At 74.1% G+C, this 22,740-nt stretch carries 19 protein-coding genes and 2 pseudogenes; 13 read left to right on the forward strand and 8 right to left on the reverse strand.

The annotated features are described in order from the left end of the window. The 3 genes from GA0070558_RS27395 to GA0070558_RS27405 all read right to left on the reverse strand — a co-directional run bounded on the left by GA0070558_RS27395 (position 1) and on the right by GA0070558_RS27405 (position 4,197). Positions 1–669, reverse strand: coding sequence for a response regulator transcription factor (locus GA0070558_RS27395; protein WP_007072219.1), 669 nt, complete (start codon positions 667–669; stop codon positions 1–3). A gap of 7 nt (positions 670–676) precedes the next feature. Beyond that, positions 677–2,314, reverse strand: coding sequence for a sensor histidine kinase (locus tag GA0070558_RS27400; RefSeq protein WP_091284874.1), 1,638 nt, complete (start codon positions 2,312–2,314; stop codon positions 677–679). 74 nt (positions 2,315–2,388) lie between these two features. Continuing rightward, complete coding sequence (locus GA0070558_RS27405; protein WP_091284877.1) at positions 2,389–4,197, reverse strand: AMP-dependent synthetase/ligase; 1,809 nt, start codon at positions 4,195–4,197, stop codon at positions 2,389–2,391. A gap of 121 nt (positions 4,198–4,318) precedes the next feature. Between GA0070558_RS27405 and GA0070558_RS27410 the strand changes: the two genes are divergently transcribed. The 6 genes from GA0070558_RS27410 to GA0070558_RS27435 all read left to right on the forward strand — a co-directional run bounded on the left by GA0070558_RS27410 (position 4,319) and on the right by GA0070558_RS27435 (position 9,633). After that, the gene (locus GA0070558_RS27410; RefSeq protein ID WP_043967200.1) at positions 4,319–4,774 is read left to right on the forward strand and encodes an SRPBCC family protein; all 456 of its coding nucleotides are present in this window, start codon (positions 4,319–4,321) and stop codon (positions 4,772–4,774) included. A gap of 43 nt (positions 4,775–4,817) precedes the next feature. After that, positions 4,818–5,513: a hypothetical protein gene (locus GA0070558_RS34645; protein ID WP_091284879.1), complete on the forward strand. Its 696-nt coding sequence runs from the start codon at positions 4,818–4,820 to the stop codon at positions 5,511–5,513. Between the two features lie 69 nt (positions 5,514–5,582). After that, entirely contained in the window at positions 5,583–6,539 is a 957-nt protein-coding gene (locus GA0070558_RS27420; protein ID WP_176734398.1) for an ROK family glucokinase, read from the forward strand. Positions 6,540–6,550: 11 nt separating this feature from the next. Continuing rightward, entirely contained in the window at positions 6,551–7,276 is a 726-nt protein-coding gene (locus GA0070558_RS27425) for an endonuclease/exonuclease/phosphatase family protein (protein ID WP_091284863.1), read from the forward strand. 135 nt (positions 7,277–7,411) lie between these two features. Beyond that, positions 7,412–8,815 carry a flavin-containing monooxygenase gene (locus tag GA0070558_RS27430; protein WP_077939004.1) on the forward strand — a complete coding sequence of 468 codons (1,404 nt, stop codon included), beginning with the start codon at positions 7,412–7,414 and terminating at the stop codon, positions 8,813–8,815. A gap of 23 nt (positions 8,816–8,838) precedes the next feature. Then, entirely contained in the window at positions 8,839–9,633 is a 795-nt protein-coding gene (locus GA0070558_RS27435) for an alpha/beta hydrolase (protein WP_091284881.1), read from the forward strand. 81 nt (positions 9,634–9,714) lie between these two features. Here the strand turns inward: GA0070558_RS27435 and GA0070558_RS27440 are convergent, their stop codons facing one another. The 3 genes from GA0070558_RS27440 to GA0070558_RS27450 form a co-directional block, all read right to left on the reverse strand. After that, positions 9,715–11,133 carry an alpha,alpha-trehalose-phosphate synthase (UDP-forming) gene (locus GA0070558_RS27440; RefSeq protein WP_091284883.1) on the reverse strand — a complete coding sequence of 473 codons (1,419 nt, stop codon included), beginning with the start codon at positions 11,131–11,133 and terminating at the stop codon, positions 9,715–9,717. Between the two features lie 206 nt (positions 11,134–11,339). Next, entirely contained in the window at positions 11,340–12,167 is an 828-nt protein-coding gene (locus GA0070558_RS27445) for a hypothetical protein (RefSeq protein ID WP_091284865.1), read from the reverse strand. 765 nt (positions 12,168–12,932) lie between these two features. Next, positions 12,933–16,448, reverse strand: a complete 3,516-nt coding sequence (locus tag GA0070558_RS27450) for an ATP-binding protein (RefSeq protein ID WP_369523389.1) — start codon at positions 16,446–16,448, stop codon at positions 12,933–12,935. Between the two features lie 88 nt (positions 16,449–16,536). Between GA0070558_RS27450 and GA0070558_RS27455 the strand changes: the two genes are divergently transcribed. After that, positions 16,537–16,785, forward strand: a complete 249-nt coding sequence (locus GA0070558_RS27455; protein ID WP_091284887.1) for a hypothetical protein — start codon at positions 16,537–16,539, stop codon at positions 16,783–16,785. A 93-nt stretch (positions 16,786–16,878) separates the two neighbouring features. Here the strand turns inward: GA0070558_RS27455 and GA0070558_RS27460 are convergent, their stop codons facing one another. Beyond that, positions 16,879–17,571 carry a Crp/Fnr family transcriptional regulator gene (locus GA0070558_RS27460; RefSeq protein ID WP_043967208.1) on the reverse strand — a complete coding sequence of 231 codons (693 nt, stop codon included), beginning with the start codon at positions 17,569–17,571 and terminating at the stop codon, positions 16,879–16,881. 245 nt (positions 17,572–17,816) lie between these two features. Between GA0070558_RS27460 and GA0070558_RS27465 the strand changes: the two genes are divergently transcribed. From GA0070558_RS27465 to GA0070558_RS27485, 5 genes are all read left to right on the forward strand, one after another. Beyond that, positions 17,817–18,314, forward strand: a complete 498-nt coding sequence (locus GA0070558_RS27465; RefSeq protein WP_043967210.1) for a polyadenylate-specific 3'-exoribonuclease AS — start codon at positions 17,817–17,819, stop codon at positions 18,312–18,314. Positions 18,315–18,378: 64 nt separating this feature from the next. After that, entirely contained in the window at positions 18,379–18,882 is a 504-nt protein-coding gene (locus GA0070558_RS27470) for a pyridoxamine 5'-phosphate oxidase family protein (RefSeq protein WP_091284866.1), read from the forward strand. Between the two features lie 162 nt (positions 18,883–19,044). Continuing rightward, positions 19,045–20,073, forward strand: a complete 1,029-nt coding sequence (locus tag GA0070558_RS27475; RefSeq protein ID WP_077939013.1) for a 6-phosphofructokinase — start codon at positions 19,045–19,047, stop codon at positions 20,071–20,073. A 91-nt stretch (positions 20,074–20,164) separates the two neighbouring features. After that, positions 20,165–20,983 (forward strand): pyrroline-5-carboxylate reductase, encoded by an 819-nt coding sequence (proC, locus tag GA0070558_RS27480; protein WP_077939014.1) that lies wholly within the window; start codon positions 20,165–20,167, stop codon positions 20,981–20,983. Between the two features lie 12 nt (positions 20,984–20,995). After that, a complete protein-coding gene (locus tag GA0070558_RS27485; protein WP_091284868.1) occupies positions 20,996–21,952 on the forward strand; it encodes an aminoglycoside phosphotransferase family protein in 957 nt (318 codons plus the stop codon). Between the two features lie 221 nt (positions 21,953–22,173). Here the strand turns inward: GA0070558_RS27485 and GA0070558_RS27490 are convergent. Further along, a pseudogene (locus GA0070558_RS27490) lies at positions 22,174–22,399 on the reverse strand (isochorismatase family protein); the annotation flags it as partial. A gap of 73 nt (positions 22,400–22,472) precedes the next feature. On the opposite strand from GA0070558_RS27490, the pseudogene GA0070558_RS27495 reads away from it, so the two are divergent. Further along, a pseudogene (locus GA0070558_RS27495) lies at positions 22,473–22,740 on the forward strand (IS701 family transposase); the annotation flags it as partial.

The following is a 22,740-nucleotide window of genomic DNA, read 5'->3' on the forward strand; positions in this document are numbered from 1 at the left end:
TCAGAACTTCGGGGCGTCGGGCGCTTCGAGCAGGCCGAGCCGCAGCGCCGTCATCAGCGCCTGCGCCCGGTTGGCCGCGCCCAGCTTCTCGTAGAGCTTCGAGATGTGGGTCTTGGCCGTCGACTCGCTGACGAAGAGCTGCTTGGCGATGCCGGCCACGCTCATCCCGTCGGCGAGCAGCCGCAGCACCTGACCCTCGCGGGGGGAGAGCTGCGGGCCGGACGGCGCGAGCCGCCGCTTCATCGCCTCGGCCAGGTCGGCCGCCGTGAACGCGCTCGGCGAGGAGGCGGCGTGCCGGGCGGCGGCCACGACCTCGTCGGCCGGGGCCGTCTTCGGCACGAACGCGCTCGCGCCGGCCTCCAGCGCGCCGAAGAGCTGGTCGTCGCCCGCGTACATGGTGAGCACGACGATGCCCATCGACGCGCTGGACTTGCGGAGCGCGCGGGTGGCCTCCAGGCCGCTGCCGTCGGGCAGCCGCAGGTCCATGATCACCACGTCGGGCTGGAGGGCGCCGGCCTGCCGGACCCCCTCCGCCGCCGTGGCGGCCTCACCGACGACCTCGAACTGCCGGTCACGCTCGAAGGCGTGCCGCAGCCCCTTGCGGATCAGATCGTGATCGTCGACAAGGAGGACCTTGGTGCGGGTCGCCGGTGTCGGGCTTGTGGTCATCCTCGGGTTACTCCCCTTCTGCTGCTGCCGCCTTGCCGCGCACCCTATCGCGCCGGGGCGAGGAGCCGAGCACCACCGCCACGGTCGTGCCACTGGGTTGGCGCGGCCTGATCTCCAATCGGCCCCGGATACGTTCCGCCCTCTCGGCCATGATCGCAAGACCGTAGTGCCCGTCCGTGCGCTGCTCACCGATGCCGTGACCGTCATCCGACACTTCGATCTGCGCGTACGGGGGGTCCACCTCACAGGTGACCCACAGATTCGCCGCCCCGGCGTGCTTGCGGGCGTTGGTGACCGCCTCCTGCGCGATGCGCAACAGTTCGGCCTCGGTCGCGGCGGGCAGCCGCGCGGTGGACTCGTCCAGCGACAGGTGCACCCGCAGCCCGCCGGACGCCCCGACGGTGCGCGCGTACTCGGCGATGGCGGCGGCCAGGCCCCCGTGCCGGTCCACCTCGCTGCGCAGCTCGAACAGGCTCAGCCGCAGCTCGGTGATGACCCGGGTCACCTCGCCGCGCAGGGTGCGCAGCGCCTCGGCCGTCTCCTTCGGGTCCTCCTCCACGTACGCCAGGGCGTTGTCGATGCCGTACCCGACCATGACCAGCTCCTGGGCGACCCCGTCGTGGATCTCCCGGGCCAGCCGCTGCCGCTCCTCGTTGGTGGCCAGCGAACGGACCTCGTCGAACAGCAGCGCGGCCTCCAGCCGCAGCGCCGCCGGGCGGGTCAGCGCGGTCACCCGGGACACCACCGGCGGCGGGTACGCCTGCGCGGCGTCCGCCTCCATCACCAGCATGCCGACCGTGCGGACCCCGGCGACCAGCGGCACGATCAGCGCCGAGACGTCGCCGCCGGTGTGCGAGCGGGCCTGCGAGCGGCTGGCGGTCTGCGGCTGCTGGCTGGCCCAGGCGTCGGCGATCGCCGAGTCGGCGTCGAGCGTGGTCTCCCAGTCGACCCGGTCCACGCCCACCTGGGCGAGCACCACCAGCCGGCCGCCGCCGCTGGCGGAGAGCACCGCCGCCCGCTCGGCCCGGGCCACGGTGCGCAGCTCCTCCAGCAGGTGCTCGGAGATGCCGCCCGGGTCGAGGGTCGCCCCCGGCAGCTGCCGGGCCACCGTGCGCAACTGGGTCAGCAGCCGGGTCGCCTCCGCGTACGGCTGGGGCTTGCCCTCGCTGCGGACCCGGATCACCCGGTGCAGGGTGCCGGCGGTGTAGAGGCCCAGGCCGGCGAGGATCAGCCACTGCGCGCAGACCGCCAGGTAGCCCGGCTGGCCGAGCTGCCGGCCGCCGTCGACCTGGGTGAGGGCGGCGCTGATCAGCAGGGTGGCGGCGGTGACGGCGAGCAGCGCCGCGCCCTCGCGGAACCGCCGGCGCAGCGCGGTCACCGTCACCGGGACGGCGAGGTACGGCAGTACGGCCGACGCGCCGAGGCCGCCGATCGTGCCGTTGAGGGTGGTGACCGCGGCGACCTGGCTCGCGGCCAGCCCCAGCACCACCACCTCGGCGAAGCGGCTGAGCGGGCCGAGCAGCCGGTGCTGGGGGGCGAGGGCGGCGGGCAGCCCGGCGACGCCGAGCAGGGCGATCCACCAGAGCTGGCCGGCGTCGTGGGTGGCGAAGAGGGTGAGGACGGCGACCAGCGCGAGCATCACCACGCGTGCGGCGGTGGCGAGCGGCTGCGTCGGCGGCCGGGCGGGTGTCGAGGAGTCGGGCACGTGACGGATCGTAGTCAGCGCCGGTAGATCTCCGCGATCTCCGCCGCGTACGTGGTGTGCACGACCTGCCGCTTGACCTTCAGCGACGGGGTGAGTTCCCCGGTGGCCTCGGTGAAGTCGCGCGGCAGGATCCGGAACACCTTGATCGCCTCGGCCTTGGAGACGGCCTGGTTGGCCTGGTCGACCGCGCCCTGCACCTCGGCGCGCAGCGCCTCGTCGTCGCGCAGCTCGTCGACGCCGGTGTCCTCGGGGCGGCCGTGGGCGGCCAGCCACTTCGGCAGCGCCTCCTCGTCGATGGTGACCAGCGCGGCGATGAACGGCTGCCGGTCGCCGACGACGACGCACTGGCTGATCAGCGGGTGCGCCCGGACCTGGTCCTCCAGCACCGCCGGGGCGACGTTCTTGCCGCCGGCGGTCACGATGATCTCCTTCTTGCGGCCGGTGATGCTGAGGAAGCCGTCGGCGTCGAGCTGGCCGAGGTCGCCGGTGCGGAACCAGCCGTCCGGGCTGAGCGCCTCGGCGGTGGCCTCCTCGTTGCGCCAGTAGCCCTGGAAGATCAGGTCGCCGGAGATCAGGATCTCGCCGTCGTCGGCGATCCGGACGGTCACGCCGGGCAGCGGCCGGCCGACGGTGCCGATCTTCGTGGCGTCGGGCAGGTTCGCGGCGGCGGCGGGGGAGGTCTCGGTCAGCCCGTACCCCTCGCAGATGGTCACCCCGATGCCCCGGAAGAAGTGCCCGAGGCGGGCCCCGAGCGGCGCGCCGCCGGAGATCGCGTCGCGGCACCGGCCGCCGAGGGCGGCCCGCAGCTTGCGGTAGACCAGCTTGTCGAAGACCGCGTGCTGCACGCGCAGCGCCACGCCCGGCCCGCCCGGCGACTCCAGCGCCTCGCTGTACGCCACGGCGACCTGCTCGGCCCGGTCGAAGATCTTGCCCTTGCCGTCGGCCTCGGCCTTCTGCCGGGCCCCGTTGTAGACCTTCTCGAAGACCCGGGGCACCGACAGCACGAAGGTCGGCCGGAAGGCCTGGAGCTCGGCGACCAGGTTCCTCGTGTCGGCGCAGTGCGCCATGGTGGCCCGGGCCTGCACCACGCCGATCTGGATGAGCCGGGCGAAGGCGTGCGCGAGGGGGAGGAACAGCAGGGTCGACGCGCCCGGGCGCAGGAAGAGGTTCGGCAGCACCGGCACGGCGTTGGCGATGTCGGCGTACATGTTGCGGTGGGTCAGCACGCAGCCCTTGGGTCGGCCGGTGGTGCCGCTGGTGTAGATGATGGTGGCGACGTCGTCGGCCCTGACCCCCGTGCGCCGCCGGTCGACCTCGACCGGGTCGACCGAGGCCCCGGCGGCGACCAGCTCGTCGACCGCGCCCAGCTCGATCTGCCAGAGGTGGGCCAGCTCGGGGAGCCGGTCGCGGACGCCCTCGACGAGGGTGGCGTGGGCGGTCGTCTCGACCACGGCGGCGACCGCGCCGGAGTCGGCCAGGATCCAGGCGGCCTGCTCGGCGCTGGACGTCTCGTAGATCGGCACGGTGACCGCGCCGGCCGCCCAGATGGCGTAGTCGAACAGGGTCCACTCGTAGCGGGTGCGGCTCATCAGGCCGACCCGGTCGCCGGGGGAGACGCCGGCGGCGACCAGCCCCCGGGCCAACGCGACCACCTCGTCGCGGAACTGCCGGCAGGTCACCTCGACCCAGCCGGAGGCCGGCGCGGCGGCGGGGCGGGCGAACTGGACGGCCTCCGGGGCGGTCTCGGCATTGTCCCAGACCGGGTCGGTGAGGTTGGCCGAGTCGCCGACGGTGACGATCGGCGGAACGGAGAACTCGCGCACCTGCACTCCCTCGTGCTCGCACTTCCCGGGCGGGCCGGGGCCCCGGACGGGTCGGCTCTGTCGAAACCTACCCGCCCGCCCAGGTGGGTGCGCCAGGCAGGTTGCCGGGTAGCCTCGCCCCATGGCGGACTCCTCCACCCAGTCGATCGTCATCGGCGCGTCACCGGAGCGGGTGGCGGCGGTCATCTGCGACTTCGCGCGCTACCCGGAATGGACCGACGCGGTGCGCCGGACCGAGGTCGTCGAGGAGTACGAGGACGGCTACGCCAGCCAGGTCCGCTTCACCCTCGACGCCGGGGTGCTGGCCGACGAGTACGTGCTGGCCTACGAGTACGCCGAGGACATCTCCCGCATCGAGTGGCACCTGGTGGCGCCCTCGAAGATGCAGCGCTCCCAGCGCGGGTCGTACGACCTCGTCGGCAACCCCGACGGCACGACCACGGTGACCTACACCCTGGAGGTGGAGCTCTCCGTGGGCATGCTCGGCATGTTTCGCCGCAAGGCCGAGAAAATGATCATGGATGCGGCGTTGAAGCAGCTCAAGCGCCGGGTAGAAGACACCGGTGCGGCGCGGTGACGCGACCGGCTGCGGCACGCCCGGCACGGTAGAGGAGCCGACCATGGGGGGTACGGATCCGGGCTCGGCCCGGGAAGAGGCGGAGCGGCTGGTCGCCACGGTCCTCGCGGCGGCCCGGCTGGCCGCCGCGGGCGCCGGGTCGGGCGGCGGCTCCGGGGCGGGGCCGTGGGGTCCGCTCGGTGGGATCGTGTCCAGTGTCCTCGGTCACAGCACCGGCGGCGCGGCGACGCGACCGGCCGCCGGCGGCGGCCACGGCGGTTTCGCCACCGGTGCGGCCGAATGCTGTATCTGTCCGGTCTGCCGCGGTATCGCCGCGTTGCGGGACCCGAGTCCGGAATTTGCCGAGCGGCTCGCCACGGGAGCCGGCGATCTGGCCGCCGGGGTGGCCAGCCTGCTGCGCGCGTTCGCGTCGGCCGACGAGCCCCCCGCCGGTGGCCCACCGCCCGGTGACCCCGCCGCGCCCCCGCCCCGACCGGCGGCTGACCAGGCATCGGGCGATCACGTGTGGCGCGAGGCCACCCGTACCGGGCATGATTCTCACCCGGCGCCGGATGAGGACGTGTGGTCCGCCGCGACCCGGGGGGAGGGTCCGGGCGTTCCGGCCGCCGCCGTGCCGCCCGCCGACGACGCCGGGCCGGACGCGCCGGGGGCTCCCCGGCCGCCGGCCGGCCGACCCGTGGTGCCCGCGTCGCGGGCCCCCGGTGGCGCGGGAGGGGACGCACCAGGCGACGGGGCCTGACCACCGGACATCCCGTCCCACCGGCACGGCCGTACGCCGTGCCGGTGCCGGGCAGCACAGCAGAGGGGAGTGGCAGCGGTGACGCTGACCATCGGAGTCGACGTCGGTGGCACGAAGGTGGCCGGCGGTGTCGTCGACGACACCGGCAACGTACTCGTGCAGGCCCGACGGGACACCCCCGCCGACAACGTGGGCAAGACCCGGGACGTCATCATCGAGGTGGTCACCGAACTCGCCGCCGGCCGGCAGATCGACGCCGTCGGCATCGGCGCGGCCGGCTGGATCGACGCCACCCGCTCCACCGTCCTCTTCGCGCCCAACCTCGCCTGGCGCGACGAGCCCCTGCGCGACTACGTCAGCCGGGCCACCGGTCTGCCCGTGATCGTCGAGAACGACGGGAACGTCGCCGCCTGGGCCGAGTTCCGCTACGGCGCCGCCCGGCACGCCGACGACTCCATGGTCATGTTCACCATCGGCACCGGCGTCGGCGGCGGCATCGTGCTCGGCGGCGAGCTGGTGCGCGGCGCCCACGGCATCGCCGCCGAACTGGGCCACATGCTCACCGTCCCCGACGGCCACCAGTGCGGCTGCGGCCGGCTCGGCTGCATCGAGCAGTACGCCAGCGGCAGCGCCCTGGTGCGCTTCGCCCGCGCCGCCGCCCGGCAGGAGCCGCACCGGGCCGTCGCCCTGCTGGAGCTGGCCGGCGGCGAGGCCGAGGCGGTCACCGGCCCGATGGTGACCGCCGCCGCCCAGGGCGGCGACCCCGTCTCCGCCGAGGCGTTCGCGCAGGTCGGGCGCTGGCTCGGCACCAGCCTCGCCGACATGGCGCAGATCCTCGACCCGCAGGTCCTCGTCGTCGGCGGCGGCGTCGTCGACGCGGGCGACCTGCTGCTCGGCCCGACCCGGCGTTCCTTCACCGACGCGCTGGCCCAGCGCAGCAGGCTCCCCGTCGCCGAGGTGCTCCCCGCCGAGCTGGGCAACACCGCCGGCGTGATCGGCGCCGCCGACCTGGCCCGCCGGCTGTAGGGCGGGCCGGGATGACCGAGACCGGCCAGGGGGCCGAGGCCCCGGGCGGAGTGCCGCTGCGCGTCGTGTCGTACAACGTGCACAGCCAGCGTGACGACCAGGCCGCGCTGGCGGCGGTGGTCCGCGCGGTCGCCCCCGACGTGGTGATCGTGCAGGAGGCGCCCCGGCGGTTCCGGTGGCGGCAGAAGTGCGCGTCGCTGGCCGAGTCGTTCGGGCTGGTCGTCGCCGTCGGCGGCCTGCCGTCGCTGGGCAACCTGCTGCTGACCAGCCTGCGCGTGCGGGTGGCCGACACCCGCTGCCAGCGCTACCCGCTGACCCCGGGCCGGCACATGCGCGGCGCCGCGTACGCCGACTGCCGCGTCGGCGGGGCCCGGTTCCTGCTGGCCGGCTCGCACCTGTCCACCGACCCGGCCGAGCGCCCCGCGCAGGCGGCGGCGTTCAAGCGGGAGCTGGCCGCCGCCGACCTGCCCGTGGTGGCCGGCGCCGACCTCAACGAGGGCCCGGAGGGCCCGGCGTGGGCGACCGTCGGCGCGGGGCTGACCGACGCGGCGGTCGCGGCCGACCGCGCCGACCGGCTCACCTACTCGTGCGCCGACCCGCGCCGCCGCATCGACGCCGTCTTCGTCGCCCCCCGGATCACCGTGGTCGACTACGACGTGGTGGACACCCCGCAGGCCCGCCTGGCCAGCGACCACTTCCCGGTCGTGGTCGACCTGCTGCTGCCCGCCGCCGGCTGACGGGCCGCGCGACCCACCGTCCACAGGGACTGGACAAACCGGTCGGGTTACCGGAAGGATTTCGCAGCGACCCGGCTCATGCCGCGCATGAGGAGAATGATTTCCGGCACTCGTGCCGCACATAAGGAGAATCCGGTGTCCCCCTCCACCGACCCCGGCCGTCCCGAGCCGGACGCGACGACGCTCGCCCCGCCCCGGGACGCCCGACCGGTCTCCGACCGAGGCGACACGGTCTGCGTCATCGGGGCCGGGGCCAGCGGCCTCACCGCCGTGAAGAACCTGCGCGAGCACGGCTTCGGCGTCGACTGCTACGAGCGGGAGACCGGCGTCGGCGGCGCGTGGAACTGGCGGCACGACCGCAGCCCCGTCTACGCCAGCACCCACCTGATCTCGTCGCGGCCGTTCACCCAGTTCCCCGACTTCCCGATGCCGGACGACTGGCCGGACTACCCGCACCACAGCCAGGTGCTGACCTACTTCGAGCGCTACGCCGACCACTTCGACCTGCGCCAGCACATCTGGTTCGGCACCGAGGTGATCCGGGTCGAGCCGGTCGACGGCGACCGCTGGGACGTCACCACCCGCAGCACCGGCGGGTACGGCCCCGAGCGCACCTCCCGGTACGCCGCCGTGCTCGTCGCCAACGGCCACAACTGGTCGCCGAAGCTGCCCCGCTACGAGGGGCTGGAGGAGTTCCGGGGCGAGATCATGCACGCCTCGTCGTACAAGGACCCGGCGCAGCTGCGCGGCAAGCGGGTGCTGGTCGTCGGGGCCGGCAACACCGGCTGCGACATCGCCGTCGAGGCGGCCCAGCAGGCGTCCCACTGCTGGCACTCCACCCGCCGCGGCTACTGGTACGCCCCCAAGTACGTCCTCGGCCGCCCCGCCGACCAGGTCAACGACAGCCTGCTCGCCCTGCGGGTGCCGCTGCGCGTGCGGCAGTGGCTCTACCACTGGACGCTGCGGCTCACCGTCGGCGACCTGACCCGGTTCGGCCTGCCCAAGCCCGACCACCGGGTCTACGAGACCCACCCCATCGCCAACAGCCAGCTCGTCTACCACGTCGGCCACGGCCAGATCACCCCCGTGCCGGACGTGGCCCGGTTCCACGCCAAGGCCGTCGAGCTGACCGACGGCCGCGAGATCGACCCGGAGCTGGTCGTCTTCGCCACCGGCTACCTGCCGCGCTTCGAGTTCCTCGACCCCCGGGTGCTCGGCGCGGACGAGGCGGGCCGGCCCCGGCTATGGCTCAACGCGTTCGTCCCCGGCCACCCGACGCTCGCCGTCGCCGGCCTGGTCCAGCCCGACTCGGGGATCTTCACCCTGTCGCACTGGCAGACCGTCCTGTTCGCCCGGCTGCTCGCGCTGCGCGTGCGCCGACCGGAGCGGGCCGCCGCCTTCGCGCAGCGGGTCACCGCCGGGGCCGGCGAGCGGTACTCGGGGAAGGTCAAGGACAGCAGCCGGCACTGGTTCGAGGTGGGCCACGCCGACTACCTGCGCGCCGTCCAGCGCGCCATGCACGAGCTGGAGGAGAAGTGAGCCGGCAGCAGCGGGTGCGGATCATGCGCGGCCGGGAGTGGGCCCGGCCCGTCCGCCCGGCCCGGCGCGAGGTGCTCAGCGCGCTCCCCGAGGTCGAGCAGGGCCGCCCGCCGCTGCTGTTCGTGCCCGGCTTCGGCCACGGCGCGTGGGCGTTCGCCGAACACTGGCTCGGCCACGCCGCCGGTCGCGGCTTCCCGGCGTACGCGCTGAGCCTGCGCGGCCACGGCGGCAGCGAGCCGGCGCCGGAGGCGACGCTGCGGGCGTACACCCATGACGTGACGCAGGCGGCGGCGGGCCTGCCGCGCCAGGCGGTGCTGGTGGGGCACGGCGCCGGGGCCCTGGTGGTGCGGCACGCCCTGGCCCGCTATCCGGCGCGGGCGGCGGTGCTGGCGGCCCCGGTGCTCGGCGACTGGTCGACGCTCGGCACGGCGCTGCGCCGCAACCCCGGCGGCACCCTGCCCGCGTTCGTCGGCGCGGGGCTGCGGCTGAGCCGCCGGCAGCTGTTCAGCCGCGAGCTGCCCGACGCCGAGGCCCGCCGGTACGCCGCCCGGCTCGGCCACGCCGGCCGGCGCGCCCAGTGGCAGCTGCTGACCCACCGCGACCCGGAGCCGGCCGTGGGCGACCCGCCCGTGCTGGTCGTGGGCAGCCCCGACGACCGGGTGGTCCCGCCGGCCGCGCTGACCCGGGCCGCCCGCCGGCACGGCGGCGCGCCGCTGCTCTTCCCCGGCATGGGGCACGACCTGATGCTCGACGTCCGCTGGCGGGAGCCGATCGACGCGATCCTGGACTGGCTGGAGAAGGAACACCCGCCTGCCTGATTCGCTGCCTGCCTGACCCGCTGCCGGCGCGGCCCGCGGTCCGGGGCGCGCCGGCAGCGGCCGATCGTGCGGGGCGCCCGGTCAGCCGGTGGGGGCGAGATGGGTCAGCAGCGACCCGCCGTCGTCGAGGGCGCTGAGGTAGGAGCGGGCCCACGCCCGGATGTCGTTGCGGTGCAGGTGCTCGCGCATCGCCCGCATCCGCGGCGTGACGTCGGCCGGGTCGGCCTCGAGCGCCGAGAGCAGCCCCTGCTTGAGCCCCTCCAGGTCGTGCGGGTTGACCAGGTACGCCTGCGGCAGCTCGGCCGCCGACCCGGCGAACTCGCTGAGCAGCAGCGACCCCGTGTCGTCGACCCGGGCCGCCACGTACTCCTTCGCGACGAGGTTCATGCCGTCGCGCAGCGGGGTCACCGCCATCACGTCGGCGACCCGGTAGAGCGCCGCCAGCTCGGCCCGGTCGAACGGCTGGGTGAGGTAGTGGATGGCCGGCTCGCCCACCCGGCCGAACTCGCCGTTGATCCGCCCCACCTCGCGCTCGACCCGGTCGCGGAGGATCTGGTATTGCGTGACCCGCTCCCGGCTGGGCACCGCCACCTGCACCAGCACCGTGTCGCGCACCTTGACGTGCCCGCTGGCCAACAGCTCGCTGTAGGCCTTGAGCCGCTGCTCGATGCCCTTGGTGTAGTCCATCCGGTCGACGCTGAGGATGACGTGGCCGGGGTCGCCGAGGTCGTGGCGCAGCCGCTGGGCCCGCGCCACCACGTCGGGGCGGGCGGCCAGCGCGGCCATCTCGGCGGTGTCGATCGAGACCGGGAACGCCCCGATGCGGACCACCCGGTCGTCGACGCCGATGCGTCGGTCGGTCGCCGGCAGCTCCAGCACCTTTGCCACCAGTTGGGCGAAGTTGTGGGCGGCCTGGGCGCGCTGGAAGCCGATCAGGTCGGCGCCGAGCATGCCGCGCAGCAGTTCGGCCCGGCGGGGGAGCTGCATGAACAGCTCCGGCGGCGGGAACGGCACGTGCATGAAGAAGCCGATCCGCAGGTCGGGGCGCAGCTCGCGCAGCAGGCCGGGCACCAGCTGCAGGTGGTAGTCCTGCACCCAGACCACCGCGCCCTGCTCGGCCGCCTCGGCGGTCGCCTCGGCGAACCGCTGGTTGACCCGCTGGTACGCCTCCCACCAGCGGCGGTGGTATTCCGGCTGCTCCACCGCGTCGTGGTAGAGCGGCCACAGGGTCGAGTTGGCGAAGCCCTCGTAGTGGTCGCGGAAGTCCTCGCCGCTCAGCGGCACGGCGCGCATCCGCACGCTGCCGATGTCGGGCAGGCTCGGCGCCGGCCCGGTGCCGCCGGCCCAGCCGACCCAGGTGGCCGGCGTGTGCCGCAGCAGGGGATGCAGGGCGCTCACCAGCCCGCCGGGGCTGCGTCGCCATTCGCAGGCGCCGTCGGGCGCCACACTGTCGTCGATGGGCAGGCGGTTGGCCACCACCACGAGGGAACTCTGTCGCATCTCGGGCATTCCGATCAGCAGAGACCGACCACCGCTAGCAAGGAACAACCGGGCAGCCAGTGCGGGAAGTGACGTACAGCGGTATTCCTACTGACAGTAAGTTACACCACTGTTACGCCCCATGCCGGGGGCGGTGCGCGTCCCGCAATTCGGGCATCCGCTGTCCGCCTGTGGGGACGGGTCACTACCCGGCGTATCGGGCCTCCTCAGACGCGGGCGCCGTCGTCGGGGTCGTCGTCGGAGTCCCCGGGGCGCAGCCGCCAGATCAGCGTCACGAAGCCGGCGAGGATGCCGGTGAAGCCGAGCAGGGTCACCACGGACGGGTCCACCGGCAGCAGCGTCGGCTCCAGGAAGAGCACGAACCCGGCGACGATGGCCAGCACGCCGGCCACCGCGTACTTGGAGACGCGGGGTAACGGCGGTGGCGGCGGCGGGGTGTAGCGCTCGTCGGCGTCGTCGGGCAGGCCGGCGCCGAAGGTGTCCAGCCCGTCCAACAGGGACGGCTCGTCCTGCCGTGGGCCGCCGACGGAGACGCCCGAGACGTCGGCGGCCCACGGCAGCCGGCGTACGTCGGTGGCGGTGCCGCCCTCGTCCGCGCCGACCCGGCCGGTCGTGCCGGCCGGCTGCTCGTCGGGCTCGTCGTCGATGTCCTCGGCGGCGGGCCAGGGGTGCGCCCCGGCGGCCGGCGCGGTGTGGAAGCCGGCCACGATGCGGGCCCACTCGGCGTCGACGTCGGGCTCGTCGCGGGCCGGCGCGGCGGGGGCCTCCTCGGCGAGCTGGGTGAGGTAGTCACGCGCGGTCGTCAGGTGGGAGCGGTCGACGTAGAGCCGGTCCACGGGGCGGGCCGGGACGGTGGTGGTGCGGGTGACCGGGTTCAGGTCGGCCGACGGCTGCAGGTACGCGGCGATGCCGCCCGCGGCCAGCACGTCGAGCAGGTGCTCGCCCACGCGCGGATCCACGTCGCCGGCGACCGCGTACTCGCTCGCGTCGAGCCCGTTGTCCCGCCGTCCCCGGCGGGCCCTACCCGCTGACACCGGACACCCTCCCTCGCGCACCTCCCGGTGCGGTAAGCACCCGACGCCCCGCACGCCGTGCCCTGAATCGTGACACGTCAGGGCCCCCTTCCGGGAGTGCGTTGTGGCGCGCCGTACGAAGTAAGGCCCCTGCCGCAGGTCGGGGCGGGGCCTCAATGTCGGTTTTCGCTAATCGCTTGCCAACAGAAGCCCCGTGCCCCGGCCCGCCACCAGCACCGCCCAGGCCCACCTGCCCCTGCCGACACCTACGCAGCTGAGTCGAATACGACATCACCACCCCGCACCACCCCACCCCCGTCCCCCGCCCAGCCCACCCCCGTCCCGCCCGCTCCCGTCCCCGGGTCGGTGATCAAGAGAAAAGCGTCAGAGTTGATCTCTGCGATGACACAATTCTCTTGATCACCGGCCCGGGAGCAGCGCGGGCGGGGGCCGGCAGGCAGGGGAGGGGCGGAGGCGCAGAGGGGCGGAGCGCGGGCGGGGCGGGACGGGGGTGGGACGGCGAGGGCGGGGCATCGGGTGGTTGGTGATGTCGTATGTGACTCAGCTGCGTAGGTGCCGCATGGCAGGAGCGGCTCTCGCGTTGGCGCGTTCTCGCACGTGATGGCGGAGGGCGGTTGCCCGGCCGGGCGGCCTGTCTCGGCCTCAGCGGTCGGGCGGGATGGCCTTGGCGCCCGTGAACCCGGTGGCCGCGGTATGCCGGTGGACCTGGCAAGCCCGGTGGATCCCGTTGACCGGGGGATCCGTCGCCGGGCCCGGTCGGCGTGGCTAGTCGGTGGTGCCGGCTAGCCGGAGCAGGCCCGGGGCGTGGTTGCGGGCCGCGAACCCGCGCACCTCGGCCAGCACCTGCGCCGCGCCCGCCGGGTCCACCTCGCGCAGGGTGGGCACCGACAGCGCGGCGGCGAGCACGTGGTCGGTCAGGTCGCCCATCCGCCGGTACTGCTCGGCCGCCGACCGGAACAACTCGGCGGCGGTCCGGGCGTCGCCGGTCGACCCGGCCAGCGCGGCCTCCGCCGCCTGCCCGGCGGCCCGGGCCCAGGGCGTCATCCGGGGCGCGGAGGTCAGCAGTCGGCGCACCCGGCGGGCCGCGTCCCCGCCGAGCACCACCGCGACGTGGCCGATCGCCGGCACCCACTCGGCGAACGGGATCTCCCGGGTCCGCCGCCAGTCCTCGTCCAGCTCGGCGAGCAGCCGCAGCGCCTCGGCCTCGCGCCCCTGCACGGCCCGGCACAGCGCCGCGTGGGCCAACGTGGACCGCAGCACCCGGTGGAAGCCGGACCGCCGCCCGGCAGCCACCGCCCGCTCCACCTGGTCCGGGCCGCCGCCGTCGGCCGGGGCCTCCGGGTCGCCGCGCAGCGTCCGCATCCAGCCGGACACCGCGACGATGTGCATGTCCCACTCGCCGGTCGGCCGGCGCGTCGACTCGGCCGCCAGGTCGGCCGCCGCACCCCAGTCCCCGTCGTAGTACGACCGGGCCCACTGGTCCTCGAAGCTCGCGGTGAGGCTGTGCTCGCCACCGAGGTCCAGCGAGCGCTGCTCGTCCACCAGCCGCGCCGAGCCGGCCAGGTCGCCCTCCTCCTGCAACGCCCAGGCCAGGTTGTGCACCGCCCGCCGGCGGCTGGCGAGCCGCTCCACCCGGCAGTGCTCGGTGATCTCGACCAGCTCCGCGTACGCCTCCGGCACCCCCGACAGGTAACGGGCCACCGCGAGGGTGATCCGGGCGCTCGCGCTGACCTCCAGCAGCTGGAGCCGCTCGGCCAGGCCCGCCGCGGTCCGGGCCGCCGCGCACGCGGGCTCGGTCTCCGCGTTGAGCATGTGCACCCGGGCCAGCTCCAGCAGGGCGCTCGCCTTCTCCTCGCTGTCGGGCAGGTCGGTGTAGATGCCGATGGCCCGGTCCAGGCAGCGCAGCGTCTCGGCCCGGTCCGCCCGCCGCCACGCGGCGGTGGCGAGCAGCGTCCAGGCCCGCGCCGCCCCCGTCGGCTCGCCGGCCCCGGCCAGCTCGCCGGCCAGCCGGGCCAACCGTGCCGCGCCGCCGTCGACGAGGAACGCGTCCCCGTCGCGGAACAGCGCCAGCTCGGCGTCGAACAGCTCCAGCGTCGGCTCGGGTCCGCCGGGCAGGGCCAGCGCCCGCCCCATCAGGGTCGCGGCGGTGTCCAGCGCGTGCAGCTCGTACGCCCGGCGGGCCGCCCGGTGCAGCGCGGCCCGCGCCGCCGGCACGTAGGGCGTGGTGTCCAGCCCGACGGTACGGGCGATCTCGTGCGCCGCCCAGCGGTGGTTGGCGAGCACCTCGACCAGGTCCTGCTGCCGGCCGTCGGTGACCTGCTCCAGCCAGTCGGCGGTGCTCTGGTGGCGCGCCACCCGCTCGGTGCGGGGCAGCCGCTGATAGCACACGTCGCGCACCAGGACGTGCCGGAAGCGGTACTCGGGCTGGCCCGGCATCGTCGAGCTGGGCTGCTCGTATACCAGGTCCCGGCGCTGCAGCCGGCCCAGCGCCCGCTCCACCCACCGCACGGGGCGGCCCAGCGCGGTGGCCACCGGCCCCGGCCAGAACTGCACGCCGACGACGGCGGCGGCCTGGAGCACGGCCCGGTCGGCCGGGTCGAGCAGGTCGAGCCGGTTGGCGATGACCGCCTGCACCGTGCGCGGCATCTCCGGCGTACGGGCCGGGTCGGCCCGCCCGGCGGGGTCGACGAGCCCGCCGTCGAGCAGCATCCGGGCGTACTCCTGGGCGTAGAGCGGGTTGCCGTCGGCGAACTCGATCAGCGGCCCCCGGGACGCGGGCAGCAGCGCGGACTGCCCGAGCAGCAGCGAGTAGAGGGTGTCGATGTCGGAGTCGTGCATCGGCGGCACCGAGATCGACATCGCCCCGCTGATCGTGCCCGTCCAGGCCGGGTGCCGCTCCCGCAGCTCGGGCCGCGCGGTCGCCAGCACCAGCAGCGGCACGCCCCGGGCCGCCGCGCCGAGCTGCTCGACGAAGGCGAGCATCGCCTGGTCTGCCCAGTGCATGTCCTCGAACACCAGCACCGTCGGGCCCGCCGCGGCCAGGGCGAGCAGGAACCGCCGCCAGGACGTCTCGGTCTCGCCCGGGGTGAGTCGCTCGCCGGGCAGGCCGATGAGCGGGCCGAGCGGGTCGGCCAGCCGCACGGCGTGCGGGTCGCCCAGCCGGGCCAGCCGCTGCCGCAGCCGGTCGCCGAGCGCCGCCGGGTCGTCGACGGTCGACACGCCGACCCAGCCCTTCACGATGTCGGCGAGCGCGGCGTACGTGACGTTCTCGCCGAACGGCGGGCACTGCCCGACCAGCCAGGTGATCGGCGGGCCGGGCAGGCTGGCGGCGTGCCGGGCCAGCTCGCGCAGCAGCCGGCTCTTGCCCACCCCCGCCGAGCCGAAGACGGTGACGAGCTGCGAGGTGCGCTCGGTCACCGTGCGGTGCAGGGCGTTGACCAGCAGGCCGCGTTCGTGTTCCCGGTTGACCATCGGGGTCAGCTCGGCGGTCGTCAGGTCCCGCTGGGGCAGCGCCCGCACGGCCAGCCAGATCCGGCTGACCGCGGAGCGGCCCCGCAGCGTCACCGGCGGCCGGTCGGCGTACTCCATGTCGTGCCGGGTCGCCGCCCAGGTGCTCTCGTCGACGACCACGCCGCCCGACGGCGCGAGCGACTGCAACCGCGAGGCGGTGTTGACCACGTCGCCGGTGACGAAACCCTGCCCGCCGTCGCGGGCGGCGGACAGGTCGACCAGCGCCTCGCCGGTGGCGATGCCGACCCGGAAGCCGAGCGGCGGGTGCGGTCCGGCCGGCTGGCGGGCCAGGTTGCGTTGCAGCTCCAGCCCCGCCCGTACGCAGCGCAGCGCGTCGTTGTCGGTGGCCACGGGCGCCCCGAACAGCGCCATCACCGCGTCGCCGATGAACTTCTCGACCACCCCGCCGTACTGGTGCACCAGCCGTCGTACTGTGGCGAAGTAGGCCTGCTGGAGGTTGCGGGCCTGCTCCGGGTCGGCCCGCTCCGCGTACGTCGTGAAGTCGACGATGTCGATGAACAGGACACTGACCTGCCGGCGGTCCTCCTGCACGACCACCGGCCGGTCCCGCAGCGGCTGCCCGCAGCTGGTGCAGAAGTTGGCCTCGACGCTGTTGGCGTGCCCGCAGGTGGCGCAGCCACGGGTCAGGGCCTGCCCGCACCCACCGCAGAAGCGGTCGTCCGGACCGGCTTCGCGTGAGCAGTGTCCACACTTGAGGTCGATGGTCGGCTCCAGAGCGCGAGGTGGGCCCAGTATCGCGCCAGGCGGCAGAGTCGGCTACCCGATATGCAGGCGGATCGTGCGCCCGACCGGGTCAGACTAACCTTCCGCTCAGGACATGAAACGCCAGGAGAGTGCCGTGCACGTACGACTGTCAGCCGCGTGGACGGACCCGCGAGGCACCATGTGGGCACCGGGCGACACGGTCGACGTCGACGCCGTCACTCTCGCCGCATTGGAGGAGCAGGGCATGGTAGACACGCCGGACGGTCAGGGCACCGCCCCCGACCAGGGCAGCACGAAGACCACCACGACGACCAAGCCGACCGACCCGTCGAAGATCGGCCCCGGCCCGAGCGCGCCGCCCGCGGACGAGCCGGGCAAGTGATCCGACGCTGACGCCGGCCGTGCCCTGGTGGACGCGGCCGGCATCAGCGCTCAGGCCAGCGCGGGCCGTCGCTCGGGCCGGCGCAGCGGTCGGTCAGCGGTCGCTCATGCCGGCGCGGCGGCGCAGCGCCGCCACGTCGGTGACCACGATCCGGCGGCCCTCCGTGCGCAGCCAGCCCCGGCTGGCGAAGGACCCGATGGCCTGGTTGACGCTCTGCCGCGAGCCCCCGGCCATCTCGGCGAGCTGGCTCTGGTTGAGCTCGATGGTGATCATCGGGGCCTGGCTCTCGCCGGCCAGCCGCACCAGCGTCTTGGCCACCCGGCCGGGCAGGTCGAGGAAGACGTGGTCGGCGTTCTGCTCGGTCAGCCGGCGGATCAGCCCGCCGAGGGAGCGCATCACCGCGTCGAGGATGCGCGGGTTGGAGTGCACCAGCTCCATGAACGCGGGCCGGGACAGCGCGAGGGCGGCGCAGTCCTCGATCGCCTCGGCCGACGCGGAGCGGGTGGAGGCGTCGAGCAGGGAGACCTCGCCGAGGACGTCCGGGGGACGGATCACCGACAGCACGGCCCGCTCGCCGGTCGGCGCGGTGCGGAACACGGCCACCGCGCCGCGGCGCAGCACGATCAGGGACTCGCCGGGGTCGTTCTCGACGAAGAGCAACTGGCCCTTGCGGTACGTGCGCGGCACCGCCGCCGCGATCACCCGCTGCCGCACCTCCGGCTCCAGGCCGGCGAACATCTCGACACCCGTGAGCGCGTCACCCGGCTCCGGCAGGCGCATCTCCACGGCCCAACCCCTCCCCGGTAAAGGACCTCAACTCGCGGCCGGGTGAACCCGTCAGCCCCCGCCGCGAGGTCGCGAACCGGTTCGGTGTCCGGTAGCGGCACTCATCAGATCATGACGGCCCGGTCGCCCGCTGTACACCCCCGGCGACACTTCCGTAACAGTCCCGAGCTGCGGCGCTGGGGCGTCGTGCCGGGCGCGCCCCCCGGCTGGCGGCCGGTGGCATCGGTGGGCGAGGATGGCGGGCGATGGTATACCGCTACTTCTACGACTGCGAGTTCATCGAGGACGGGCGCACCGTCGACCTCGTGTCGATCGGCGTCGTCGACGAGAACGGGCGCGAGTTCTACGCCGTCTCCACGGAGTTCGACGACTCCCGCGCCGTGCCCTGGGTGCGCCGCAACGTCCTGGACCGGCTGCCCTCGCCGGCCGACCGGGCCTGGCGGTCGCGGGAGCGGATCCGCGACGACCTCTACGACTTCCTGATGGAGCCGATCCGGGGCCGGCCGGGCGAGCAGCTGGAGCTGTGGGCCTGGTACGCCGCGTACGACCACGTGGTGCTGGCCCAGCTCTGGGGCTCGATGCCGGGGCTGCCCCGGGAGATCCCCCGGTTCACCAAGGAGCTGCGCCAGCTCTGGGACGACCGGGGCCGGCCGCCCCTGCCGAACGCCGACGCGGCCCGGCACGACGCGCTGGTCGATGCCCGGCACAACCTCGCCCGCTGGCGTGCGATGACGGCCCGCTGATCAGGTTTGGCGGGTGCTCTCCGGGGCACCGGGTCGGCGTCGAGCCGATCGAGGGAGTGCCGCCATGAGCAGTGAGCCGACCAGCGCCGCCGACGCCCGCAGCCGGGTGACCGAGCTGGTCCGCGCCGCGCGGATCTGCATGCTGACCACCATCGGGCTGGACGGTCGGCTGGTCAGCCGGCCGATGGGCCTGCAGGAGGCGGAGTTCGACGGCGACCTGTGGTTCTTCGCGTACGCCGACTCGGCCAAGGTCCGTCAGTTGCGGGTCAACCCGGAGGTCAACGTGGCCTTCGCCGACCAGCGCAACCACGCCCGGGTGTCGATCGCCGGCACCGCCGGGGAGGGGTACGACCGCCGGCACGCCGAGCGGCTGTGGCACCCGCTGCTCAAGACCTGGTTCCCCGCCGGACTGGACACCCCGGGGCTGACCCTGATCAAGGTGCACGCCGGCTCGGCCGAGTACTGGGACTCGCCGGGCAGCACCGTCGTCAACCTGCTCGGCCTCGCCAGGGCGGCGGTGGTGGGGAAGCCGCCGAGGGCGGGGGAGAACCGCGAGGTGACCTTCTGAGCGGTGGACGCCTGCCCGGGGCGCGCTGCCGGCGGATTGTCGCGGCGGCTACAGTTCGCAGGGACGGCCCGCCCCGGGCCGGCAACGGTGCCGAGGTCTGATCCGACACTTATCCTGGGGCAAATCGGGCTTCACCTGATGCTCCAGGAGGATGAGCAGATCATGCGTATCGGCGTGCTCACCGGCGGCGGCGACTGCCCGGGTCTCAACGCGGTTATCCGGGCGGTGGTCCGCAAGGGCGTCGCCACCTACGGTCACGAGTTCGTGGGCTTCCAGGACGGCTGGAAGGGCCCGCTGGAGGGCCTGTCCAAGCCCCTCGGCATCGCCGAGGTGCGGGGCATCCTGCCGCGCGGCGGCACCATCCTCGGCTCGTCCCGCACCAACCCGTTCAAGATCGAGAACGGCGTGGAGCGGATCAAGGAGAACCTCGCCGCGCAGGGCGTGGACGCGCTGATCGCGATCGGCGGCGAGGACACCCTGGGCGTCGCCACCAAGCTGCACGAGCTGGGCGTCAACGTCGTCGGCGTGCCCAAGACGATCGACAACGACCTCGGCGCGACCGACTACACCTTCGGCTTCGACACCGCCGTCAACATCGCCATGGAGGCGATCGACCGGCTGCACACCACCGCCGAGAGCCACCACCGCACCCTCGTCGTCGAGGTCATGGGCCGGCACGCCGGCTGGATCGCCCTGCACGCCGGCCTGGCCGGCGGCGCCAACGTCATCCTGCTGCCCGAGCGCAAGTTCGACGTCGAGCAGGTCGCCGGGTACGTCGAGAAGCGCTTCCAGCACCAGTACGCCCCGATCGTCGTCGTCGCCGAGGGCGCCCAGCCGCTCGACGGCCAGATGATCCTGCACAACCAGGAGCTGGACGCGTTCGGCCACGTCCGCCTCGGCGGCATCGGCCAGTGGCTCGCCGAGCAGCTCGAGGCCAAGACCGGCAAGGAGGCCCGCACCGTCGTGCTGGGCCACATCCAGCGCGGCGGCACCCCGACCGCCTTCGACCGGGTGCTCGCCACCCGGCTCGGCCTCCAGGCGATCGACGCCGCCCACGAGGGCGACTGGGGCAAGATGGTCGCCATGCAGAGCACGGACATCGTCCGGGTCCCGCTGGCCGACGCCACGGCCGAGCTGAAGACCGTGCCGCTGGAGCGCTACGAAGAGGCCGAGGTCTTCTTCGGCAGCTGACGCCAACCCGGTGCGCGCGGCGGTTTCCCGTGTAGCCGCCGTGCGCGCCGCTCGGCCCCGCCGCCCGGCGGGCCACGAAAGGGGTACGACCATGGCGGTGGGCGACCACACCGTTGCGGTGATCGGCGCGGGCAAGATCGGCGAGCTGATGCTCTCCGGGCTGCTGCGCTCCGGCTGGCCGGTCGGCCGGCTGCTGGCCACGGCCCGGCGGCCGATCCGCGCCGAGGAGCTGGCCACCCGCTACGGCGTACGGGTGGTCGACAACCTGACCGCCGTCGGCGAGGCCGACGTGCTGGCCATCTCCGTCAAGCCGCAGGACGCCGCCGCCCTGCTCGACGAGATCGGGCCGAAGGTGCCCGCCGACAAGCTGGTCATCTCGCTCTGCGCCGGCCTGCCGACCAGCTTCTTCAACCGGCGGCTGCCCGAGGGCACCCCCGTGGTGCGGGTCATGACCAACACCCCGGCCCTGGTCGACCAGGCGATGAGTGCCATCTCGGCCGGCGCCCACGCCACCGGCGAGCACCTCGCCCTGGCGGAGGAGATGTTCACGCCGCTGGGCGCGACCGTCCGGGTGCCCGAGTCGCAGCAGGACGCCGTCACCGCCCTGTCCGGCTCCGGGCCGGCCTACTTCTACCTCCTCGTCGAGGCGATGGTCGACGCCGGCATCCTGCTCGGCCTGCCCCGTCAGGTCGCCCACGAGCTGATCGTGCAGACCGCGATCGGCTCGGCGGTCATGCTGCGCGACTCCGGCGAGCACCCGGTCAAACTGCGCGAGGCGGTCACCTCGCCCGCCGGCACCACGATCTCCGCCATCCGCGAGCTGGAGAACCACGGCGTACGCGCGGCGATGCTCGCGGCCCTCGAAGCGGCCCGCGACCGCGCCCGCGAACTGGCCGCCCAGTCCGAGTGAGGTCGACGGGCGATGCCGGACGTGGGGGCTGACGACGTTCCGGATCTCGGCCCGCTGCCCGTACGCGTCGCCGTCGACGCGGCCCAGGTGCGCCGGCTCGTCGCCGGCCAGTTCCCGCACTGGGCCGACCTGCCGGTGGAGCCGGTCGCCGACGGCGGCTGGGACAACTGGACCTTCCGCCTCGGCACCGGCATGTCGGTACGCCTGCCGAGCGCGGTCGAGTACGCCGAGGCGGTCGCCAAGGAACACCGGTGGCTCCCCGTGCTCGCCTCCCGTCTCCCGCTGGCCGTCCCCACCCCGCTGGCGAAGGGCGGGCCCGGCGAGGGCTACCCGTACGCCTGGTCGGTCTACCGGTGGCTCGACGGCGAGACCGCGCGGGCGGACCGCATCGCCGACCCGGTCCGCTTCGCGCTCGACCTGGCCGGGTTCGTCGTGGCCCTGCAGGGTGTCGACGTCGCTGACGGTCCCCGCCCGGGCCGGCACAACTGGTATCGGGGCGGCACCCTGCGCACGTACGACGGGCTGGCCGACCGGGCGCTCACGGCTCTCGACGGGCGGATCGACGTGGGCCTGGCCGGCGAGGTCTGGCGACGCGCACTGGACGCGCGCTGGGACGGTGCGGAGCGCTGGTTCCACGGCGACCTCGCGCAGGGAAACCTCCTGCTCGACGACGGGCACCTCGCGGCGATCATCGACTTCGGCACCTGCGGAGTCGGCGACCCGTCCTGTGACCTGGCGATCGCCTGGACGCTGCTGACCGCCGAGGGCCGGCGGGCCTTCCGGGAGCGGCTGGCCGTGGACGACGCGACCTGGGCGCGCGGGCGTGGCTGGGCGCTCTGGAAGACCCTGGTCAGCTACGCGAACGCGCCGGACGGCGGCGCGGCGGCGGCGACCTCACGGAGGGTCCTCGACGAGATCTTCGCCGAGTACACGGAGGGCGACACAACGGAGGGACCATCGCCCGGGTAGCTCTCCGCCGCTGCCTTGAGAACTGGAATGGCGTCGATCTTCCGGGTGCCGAGGCTCTCCCGGCAGATGCGGGGCCAGCGCGACGGGACGGGTGTCCATAGGGCAGCCCTCCGCAGAGTCGCACCGGTCGGGTCGTCGTACGGTGACCGCCCCAAAGCTTGGTAGCTCAGCGATCTTGGTACGAAACGGCCCCCATAGGGGCCGAAATCTACCAAGATCTACTAGTGGCGGGCGCCAACGCTCGCCTCGCCGGCGGTGATGAAGTGTCCTGCGCCGATGAAGCGGCGGGCTACCAACAGCGCGGCATCGTGGGCGGCTGGACCGCTATGGCTCGCCGAGGCGTCTGTGGCGAGCCACGGGGTGGAGATCACGCTCGAAGGCATCCACCGCTGACTTCAGCACGCAACTCTCGGTGGCGACACCGCAGAACACGAGGTCCGTCCAACCCTCCTAGTACTGCAACGGCGGGTCGTGGCTTCGGGTGGTGATCGCTCGTTGGCTGGTTGTGGTGGATGCGGAGTTGGTCAAGTCGTGGGATGCCGGGTTGGAGGAGTTGTTCTTCCGGTTTGCGCATCGGTTCACTCGGGTGGAGCCGCGGCGGCGGGCGTGGGCGTATGTGCGGGGGTTGCTGGCGCCGTTGGAGCGGCGGAACGGCTGGACCCTCGCGGAGCAGGCTGGGCATGTGTCGCCGGATGGGTTGCAGGGCATGTTGTGTAGTCCGGCGTGGGACCGTGACGCGGTGCGCGATGACGTGCGCGACTACGTGGTCGAAGCGATCGGCGATCCGG

The sequence above is a fragment of the Micromonospora haikouensis genome (assembly GCF_900091595.1).
GTDB classification, from domain to species: Bacteria; Actinomycetota; Actinomycetes; order Mycobacteriales; family Micromonosporaceae; genus Micromonospora; species Micromonospora haikouensis.